The sequence below is a fragment of the Bacillus sp. LL01 genome, assembly GCF_001037965.1.
Genome location: NZ_LFEL01000059.1, coordinates 1 through 8541 on the forward strand (window position 1 = coordinate 1; position 8541 = coordinate 8541).

8 protein-coding genes and 1 pseudogene are annotated in these 8541 nt (G+C 41.0%); 3 read left to right on the forward strand and 6 right to left on the reverse strand.

Translation table 11 applies throughout. The annotated features are described in order from the left end of the window. Together AB685_RS23825 and nadB are read right to left on the reverse strand one after the other, a co-directional pair. Window positions 1–350 (reverse strand): annotated as a pseudogene (locus AB685_RS23825) (nicotinate-nucleotide diphosphorylase (carboxylating)); the annotation flags it as partial. A 14-nt stretch (window positions 351–364) separates the two neighbouring features. Further along, window positions 365–1888, reverse strand: coding sequence for an L-aspartate oxidase (nadB, locus tag AB685_RS23830; protein ID WP_047973077.1), 1524 nt, complete (start codon window positions 1886–1888; stop codon window positions 365–367). A gap of 89 nt (window positions 1889–1977) precedes the next feature. Between nadB and AB685_RS23835 the strand changes: the two genes are divergently transcribed. Next, window positions 1978–3117, forward strand: a complete 1140-nt coding sequence (locus AB685_RS23835; RefSeq protein WP_047973069.1) for an IscS subfamily cysteine desulfurase — start codon at window positions 1978–1980, stop codon at window positions 3115–3117. Window positions 3118–3145: 28 nt separating this feature from the next. Here the strand turns inward: AB685_RS23835 and AB685_RS23840 are convergent, their stop codons facing one another. From AB685_RS23840 to AB685_RS23855, 4 genes are all read right to left on the reverse strand, one after another. Continuing rightward, window positions 3146–4030 (reverse strand): polysaccharide deacetylase family protein, encoded by an 885-nt coding sequence (locus tag AB685_RS23840; protein WP_047973070.1) that lies wholly within the window; start codon window positions 4028–4030, stop codon window positions 3146–3148. A 56-nt stretch (window positions 4031–4086) separates the two neighbouring features. After that, window positions 4087–4425, reverse strand: a complete 339-nt coding sequence (locus AB685_RS23845; protein ID WP_047973071.1) for a hypothetical protein — start codon at window positions 4423–4425, stop codon at window positions 4087–4089. 149 nt (window positions 4426–4574) lie between these two features. Continuing rightward, window positions 4575–5921, reverse strand: a complete 1347-nt coding sequence (locus AB685_RS23850) for a sodium-dependent transporter (RefSeq protein ID WP_128755936.1) — start codon at window positions 5919–5921, stop codon at window positions 4575–4577. A gap of 162 nt (window positions 5922–6083) precedes the next feature. After that, the gene (locus AB685_RS23855) at window positions 6084–6491 is read right to left on the reverse strand and encodes a DCC1-like thiol-disulfide oxidoreductase family protein (protein ID WP_047973073.1); all 408 of its coding nucleotides are present in this window, start codon (window positions 6489–6491) and stop codon (window positions 6084–6086) included. 160 nt (window positions 6492–6651) lie between these two features. Between AB685_RS23855 and AB685_RS23860 the strand changes: the two genes are divergently transcribed. Beyond that, entirely contained in the window at window positions 6652–7482 is an 831-nt protein-coding gene (locus AB685_RS23860) for a transcription antiterminator (RefSeq protein WP_047973074.1), read from the forward strand. Between the two features lie 196 nt (window positions 7483–7678). After that, window positions 7679–8541, forward strand: an 863-nt coding sequence (locus AB685_RS23865) for a PTS transporter subunit EIIC (protein WP_047973075.1), incomplete at its 3' end; no start/stop codon positions are given.

Genomic DNA, 8541 nt, shown 5'->3' on the forward strand with positions numbered 1-8541 from the left:
TGAACAGCCATATGAGTCTGTGTAGCAATTCCTGATAGACGTTGAATAAGATTAAGAATGACTCGTTCAGAACTGAGCAAATCAACAATCGGACCTTGTACCTCAGCCAGAACGTCTCCAGTCCTCAGCTCTTCTCCATCTTTTTTATGAACCTTAACCTCTATACTCGGATGAAAAAGCTCATACGCAGTCTGCAAAATAATCTCGCCACTGAAGATGCCCGCTTCCTTTGCACGAAACAAAGCAATTCCTGTCTCGGCATCAAACATCGCTTCTGCGGTCACATCTCCGTGTCCAATGTCTTCACAAAAAAATGTTTTTAACTGTTCTTTCACTAATAATCGGTTCATCCCCAACACCCCTCCTATGATATGACTGTCTGTACGTCCCTTACCACATGTAGCTTCCCGGTATCACTTCGTTCATGAGCACCACAACTCACTTTTCGATCGAGTGCGGCGGCTGCTAGTAAACTTGCGACGATTCGCATATTGTCACTTGTGATCTTTTTCCTACACCACAAGGTTCGATTATACTTTTTCTCACTTAGCGGCTCATATTGACTCAACCAGTGAAGTAGCTCTTTCAGATCCGCTTCATTCCGCGTAATATTTAATGCATATGAGACTCGCTTTTTTACTTCATTCACATTCGGAAGTTTTGGCGTTACCTTTTGCTCCTTGTTGTTTACTGAAAACAATGTTGGTAACTTTGGTCTTGGTGCTAAATTTGCTAAGTATTCACCTAATCTCTCACCGAAAACAATCGCTTCTAATAATGAATTACTCGCTAGGCGATTCGCCCCATGCACATTGTTTCCAGCAACCTCTCCCACTGCATATAGATGAGGGATAGACGTTTTGCCAAATGCATCCGTTTCGACTCCACCCATATGAAAGTGAGCGCCTGGTCGAATAGGAATCCTCTTTTGCGAGAGATCTACCTTCCCCTTTTTACAAAGCGCAGCTATCTGCGGGAATCGCTTTTCAAACTTGTGAATCATTGAGGTATCAAGAAAGACTTGCTCACCACGATGAACATACCCTTGAATCACACGAGCCACGACATCTCGAGGGGCTAAATCTCCTAATGGATGCACACTTTCCATAATTAACTGCCCAGCCTCACTAACCAAAAAGGCCCCTTCACCTCGCAAGGCTTCTGATGCCAACCCTATCACCTTACTTTGTGAATAAATGAGCGTAGGATGGAATTGAATAAACTCTAAATCTCGTAATGTAGCTCCTGCGCGCAGCGCCATCGCCAATCCATCTCCAACTAGGGTTGGGTCATTTGTTGTCGCTTCAAATAACCCACCAATTCCTCCTGTTGCTAGTACAGTAGCACTTGCCCGGATTGTTACCACTTGACCACTCGGTCCGTGAAAGGTTGCCCCAATACATTCATGAGCTACTATGACCAAATCAATGGCTTGATGGTCTTCAAGAATCGTCACATCCCTTTTTTCAAGTAGCTTCCAAAAGTACTCCATACATACCTTTCCGGTTTGATCACCATCGTTGTGAACAATTCGACGCTGTGAATGGGCCCCTTCTCTCCCGAGTGCGAGGGTCCCATCTTCTTTTGTATCAAAAGCAAGGCCTTTTTCCATCCAATGTTTTAACCGTTTCGGTCCTTCGTGAACAAGAATTTTGACTAGCTCAGGATCATTTTGATCACAACCCGCCTTCATCGTATCTTGGTAATGGAGCTCGGGGTGATCGACTGATGAAAGAGCAACGGCAATCCCCCCTTGCGCTCGCCATGAGTTTCCACTTTTCCTTGGCCCTTTGATTACTAGAGTTACTTTATAACGCTCAGATGCCTTTAATGCTGTCATAATAGCAGCAAGGCCTGCGCCAATAATTAAGATATCTGTTTTTAACATGTAATCACCCATTCTTTACATGTGTCTTGACACCTATATTTACATAAAACTATACTTATGACAAGAGCTAACTAATGGGAGGAATGAAATTGATCTATTTAGACCATGCGGCAACGACCCCTATATCCAAGGAAGCCATTGAGGCTTGGCTAAAAACAAGTGAACATTATTTCGCAAATACAGAGAGCCTGCACGAAGAAGGAGAAAAAGCACGGCAGCTCTTTTACACTTGTAAAAAAGAACTGGTACGAGTCGTCAATGGGGAGTCTGAAGCTGTGTATTTTACTGGGAGTGGTTCAGAAGCCAATCTACTTGCATTGGAGAGTCTATATAAAGCGAATAAACATAAAGGCAATCACGTAATCACCTCCTCGATTGAACATCCGTCGGTGCTTGCCTTTTTTCAACGTTTAGAAGACCAAGGGAGAGACGTCACTTATTTGCCTGTTCAATCCGATGGTACGATCTTACTAAATACAGTGAAGAATTCTATTCGTAAAGATACGATTCTTGCTTCCATTCAACATGTGAACTCTGAGATTGGAGTGATTCAACCAATAAAGGAGATTGGTCAACTCCTCCGTCGCCACCGCATTATTTTCCAAAGTGATTGCGTTCAGTCATTTGGCAAGGTACCGCTTGACCTTAAGAACTTACCTGTTGATGCGATCACCGTCTCTAGCCATAAAATCTACGGCCCTAAAGGGATCGGTGCCGTCATTATGAACAAAGATACGCCTTGGCAATCTGCCCATCCGCTCACTTCACATCAGGAAGGTTTCCGTCATGGGACGATTGACTTACCAGGAATTGCCGCTTTTACTACGGCAGCTGTCCACATCCATGAGCGGATGGATAAACAATTAGATTCGTTTTGGACGTTGCGAAAATATTTATTGAAGAAACTTAAGGATAGTGGTATTCACTTTACCGTCGATGGAGGTGAGGATGTTGACACACAATTGCCGTCCATTTTAGCCGTTTCCATTGCGGGAATCGAAGGTCAGCTTATGATGCAGAGACTCGATCGTTATCATATCGCTATTTCGACAGGTTCAGCCTGCCAATCTGGGAAACAAGATCCCTCGCGGACAATGGTCGCTTTACAAAAAAACAAACAAGAGATTCATCGCTACTTCAGACTATCGTTTGGAAAAAATACAACCAAAGCACAACTTGATGAATTAGCGAAACGATTAGTGGAAATTGTCCAAACCGTGGCCGTTTAAAATAAGGTGGGGGAATAATTCCCCCACCTTACTCAAGCTTTTCTCCATCTAGCCGTACAAATTGATACCCCTGTTCCCGAAGCTTCGGCACCGCTGCTTTGACCCCAGCAGCTGTACCGCTTTCCGGCTGATTCATATGCAACAACGCAATCGCCCCATTCTCTGAACCAAGTAACGCACTTTCTACTTGCTTAGCAGTATAGGTCGCACCTGCATCACCTAGGATATTAAAGTTGACCACTTCATAGCCTAGGGCATTGACCAACTCAACTGCCACTTCATCATAAAAAGCCGTACCAGAACGGAATAACGACATCTTTCTTCCTGTTAATTCTAATACTCGTTCATGATTGCCTAACACTTCCGCCTCTACTTCTTCAGGACTTTGGGTCGCTTCTATCCCCCAAGCTGTTCCCCCGTTCACCGAAAGAGGGACATGCGCTGTTCCATGATTCTCAATTTGAAACAGTGGATTTTCGGCAAGCTCTAAAAATAACTCAGATTGTTCTTCAATCCATCTTWGATTGATAAATAAAGTAGCAGGTATTTGTTCTTCCTCCAGAAACGAAATAAGCTCTTGATCATAGCCATTTCCATACGGTCCACCGCATGCATCAAAAGTGAGGGCCAGCTTTTTCTCTTCTGTATCAATTCGAGYCATAACCCCCTCGACATTCTCGCCCCACTGCTGGGCTTCACGATTGTATTCTTCTAGATCAATTGACTGACTCTCTTCTACTTCCACACTTTCATCCAAAGAAGGCATCTCGTCTCCTGCAACCTCCCCCTCTGAGGTTTCTTCATCTTCTGTTATTAGGTCTTCTTCTACTATTGGCTGCTCTTCACTTATACATGCTTGAGTGAGTCCAACAAATCCTATCGCTACAAGGATATACACCAGTCTTCTCAACATTCTTCAACTCCATCGCATAAGTAACCCCCTAAGCCCAACACTTAGGGGGTATCGCGTTATTCGTTTTGTGCAGATTGTTCGGGCTCTTTTTCTTCTTGGACTTCATACCAATCATSAAGTACTTTCGCATCCAAGATTCGTGCTTCCACATAACTTAATTGTTTATCTGTAAACATTGGCTTCCAGTCCATTTCATTGTCATCCAATATACTCACAACCGTTAATAACTCTTGCCATGCTACGTATCGTTTATACCAAAAGAACTGAGGTTGTTCGGTCATATAAGGGTAAAGATCGTCAAATTCCGTGTGTTTACAATCAATTGTTCTCTCAAATTGTTGCTTTGCTTTTTCTAATCGTTCACTTAGATAAGCTTGAAATTTGTTATTCTCCATTCTGTCCCCTCCTCATGATGCCACCTAATGCATCTATCTATTTTTTCATTTTAACATGTTCTACGTATTTGAAAAACATAAATGAATCAGAAAATTTAGCCATTTTAGAAAAAATAAAAAGAAACGGTCATGATAACCGTCCCTCTGCTTTATTTAAATATACCAATCGCATCAATAAATACCACAATAATAGCAATCGGTGTAACGTATTTTAAAAGTACATACCACACGATGAATACTTTTGAACCAACGGATGATCCTTGCTTTAATTCTGTAAATAATGCTGTCTTAGATAATTTCAGCGGAATAAAGATAGAAATAAGCAGCGCTCCAAAAGGCATCAAAATATTACTAGCTAAATAATCAGCCGCATCAAAGAAGGTTCGACCTGCAATGGTCACATCAGCCATCGCTCCATAAGATAAGCAAGCTGGAATCCCTAGTACAAAGATAAGAAGACCTACTGCCCAGCTGACACGAGGGCGTTTTTTTATATCTTTTTTTACTCGTGTAGCCACAATAATCTCAAGCATTGAAAAGGCTGAAGTTAAAGCCGCAAATACAAACAAGATGAAAAAGGCAACTAAGAATAGTTCTCCAAAGACCATCTGTTCAAAAATGGCTGGCAAAACAACAAAGATAAGTGGCGGTCCTTCACTCGGCTCCAGACCAAACGTAAATACACCTGGAAAAATAATAAGACCTGATAAAAGAGCTACAAACACATTCATAACCCCTATTGAAACGGCTGATAATGGAAGACTCTGCGTTTTCGGAACATAAGAGCTATAGGTTACCATAATCGAAACTCCTAATGATAGCGCAAAGAATGCTTGTCCTAATGCAAAGAGAACTGTATCAGAGCTTACATTTGCTATGTCAGGGAGTAATAAAAAGCGTACGCCATCCATCGCCCCTTCTAATGTAAGAGAACGAATCGCAATGACAATTAACAAAATAAAGAGAGCTGGCATCATAATTTTACTTGCTCGCTCAATCCCTTTTTGAATCCCTTTTGATACCACAACGATGGTTAACACAATAAAAAGAAGTTGAGCTCCTAGTGTAGGAATTGGATTTGAAATAACTTCTCCAAAACGCTCTCCATATTGATCAACAGTTAACCCTGATAATTGCCCGGTTATCGCATGAAACAAATAAAGTAAACTCCAACCACCGACTACACTGTAAAAAGACAAAACAATAAAGCAAGTGATGACCCCAATCCAGCCGGTAATAGCCCAAGCTGACTTAGGTGCTAATTGTTTGTATGTCGATATTGCATCTTTTCCAGTGTGACGTCCAAGTAAGAATTCACCGATTAATAGAGGCAAACCAATTAACACAGTAAATAAAATAAATAATAAAAAGAATGCACCCCCACCACTTGTTCCTGCAACATAAGGGAACTTCCAAATTGCCCCAAGGCCGATCGCGGTCCCTGCAGTCGCATAGATAAACCCTAACTTCGACGACCATTGTTCTTGTTGTTTCAACCTTTTCAACTCCAATCTTTGCTGACTATTCTTAGGTGACATGATCCTTCTTTATCACTTCATCGCGGCCACCTTTTAAATGAGTTAATAAATAATAACTTCCCTATAGTAGCAAAGCGTTGCTGCCAGAACAACCGGAAATTTCTTACCATTCGAACWATACTAAGAAAGAAAACGCTCWCTCTCATTCTTAGTAGGAATTCTACACACTTCTCGTTTTCCAAAAAGGCGATACCTTTGTTTGGCAAATTGACGATATAATCCATCACGCACAGGTTTAGGAAGCCATTTAATTACCTTTAGAAAATGCCATTTATGTTGCAGACGGGGCACAATCTTAAGAGCAGCATCACTATATGTATAAGCATGCCCATCTTCTATTACAATAATAGAATCAACGGAATCCAAAATTTCATACTTTCGCCTTATTTGAGCTCCTACCTCGGACTGAAGAGATGCAAATTGATAATACTCTTCTTTTTCATTTCTTAATATAAAATCAACCGCTACATTACATACATTGCATACGCCATCGAACAAAACAACAGCTTGTGTATCTTTATTTTTCAAGACATAAACCTCCTAATAGTTAGTGATCTTCTATCCTTTTCTAATTTTTCAGCTATTGCAAACTCTCAATTCCTGTAAAGAAAAATTTCTTTTTATTGACCTTAACAATCAAAAAAAGCTATTATGATACCGTCTTACTCTTGACGAAAGGAGGACCCTCATGCTTACCGTTAAAAAAGTACTGAATAACAATGTTCTTATTGCAGAGCATCCAGACTATGCTGAAGTGATTTTGATTGGCAAAGGTCTTGGATTTGGTAAAAAGTCTGGCGAACCCATTGCGGGCGATGTAGCTGAAAAGTTCTTTGTGTTAAAAGAAGAAAAAGAGCAAGAGCAGTACAAGCAATTACTTGACTATGTTGATGAAGCATTTATTGGTCTGATGGATGATGTTATTTCGATGATCGAAGAACGCTTTAAAGTACGCTTACATGAACATATTCATATCGCTTTGACGGATCATTTATTTTATGCACTCAAGCGTCTACATCAAGGTTTTGATATAAAGAACCCCTTCCTTCCTGAAACGGAGCTAGCATATCCAGATGAATTTGAAATGGCCTCTGATATTATAAAATACATGAACAAAGAGCTTAATCTTGCAATCCCACAAGGAGAGATTGGCTTTGTAGCTCTTCACATCCATAGTGCGCTTACAAGACGCCCACTTCAAGAGGTAAACCGTCATACACGCCTTATCGGAGAACTTGTACAGGTAATTGAAGGCTCCCTTGCGATTGAGATTGACCGTAAAGATGTTGATTACTTGCGCCTTGTCCGTCACCTTCATCATGCCATAGAACGTATTAACAATGAACAATATGATGACAATCAAGAAGCTTTAAAAAGTGTCTTGCAATCTGAATATCCTGTATGCTACAATCTGTCTTGGAAGCTGGTTAAGATTATGCAACAATCACTTAAGAAAACGGTTCCAGATGCTGAGGCAGTTTATCTGACTCTTCATCTCCAACGTTTATCAAAACAATAATAATTTCATTAATGACGTTTCTTTTTAACGTGTTACTGGTTATGCAGGCATGAGAGGAAAAGAAAACGAACACATCAATTGAACGAGAAGTACGTCTTCTATCAATTGATGTGTTCGTTTTTTCCACTCATGTCTTTTTTGTTGTATAAAACACCTATTTCAGCTTTGAAACTATGAAAAATTGGAGGAATGTCACATGTTTAAACAGTCTTTTAGTGTGCTGCAACGTGTAGGTAAAGCGTTAATGCTTCCGGTTGCATTACTTCCTGCCGCAGGTATTCTACTTGCATTAGGTAATGCCATACAAAACCCGGATCTAGTAGCAAGACTCCCTTTCTTAACAGCGGATTGGATTGTCTTATTAGCTAGTGTGATGGAAAGCGCTGGAGACATCGTCTTTGCTAACTTGGCATTATTATTTGCAGTCGGTGTAGCCATCGGTCTATCAAATGGAGATGGGGTTGCAGGCCTAGCCGCTCTAATTGGTTACTTGATTATGAATGTAACGATGAGCGTCCTTGGTGGTTACGGAGAATGGACGCCAGAAATGATCGGAGCAGATCCWGGTATTTCTTCCGTAYTAGGTATCCCAACTTTACAAACAGGCGTCTTCGGCGGAATTATAGCCGGGTTGCTCGCCACATACACCTATAAAAAATTCTTTAACATTGAGTTACCATCTTACCTAGGATTCTTTGCAGGTAAGCGTTTTGTTCCAATTGCAACAGCATTTTTTGCACTATTTATCGGTGTTATTCTATATTGGATTTGGCCAACCATTCAAGTAGGGTTGAATAATCTATCGTACTTGATGGTAGAGTCCAATCAAACGTTATCGGCCTTTATTTTCGGGGTAATAGAACGTGCGTTAATTCCATTTGGTCTTCATCACATTTTCTATTCACCTTTCTGGTTTGAATTTGGACAATACACTAACGCAGCTGGTCAAGTTGTTCGTGGTGRCCAAACGATCTTCTTTGCACAAATTCGTGACGGTGTAGAGCTTACAGCAGGTACATTTATGACGGGTAAATTCCCATTCATGATGTTCGGTCTTCC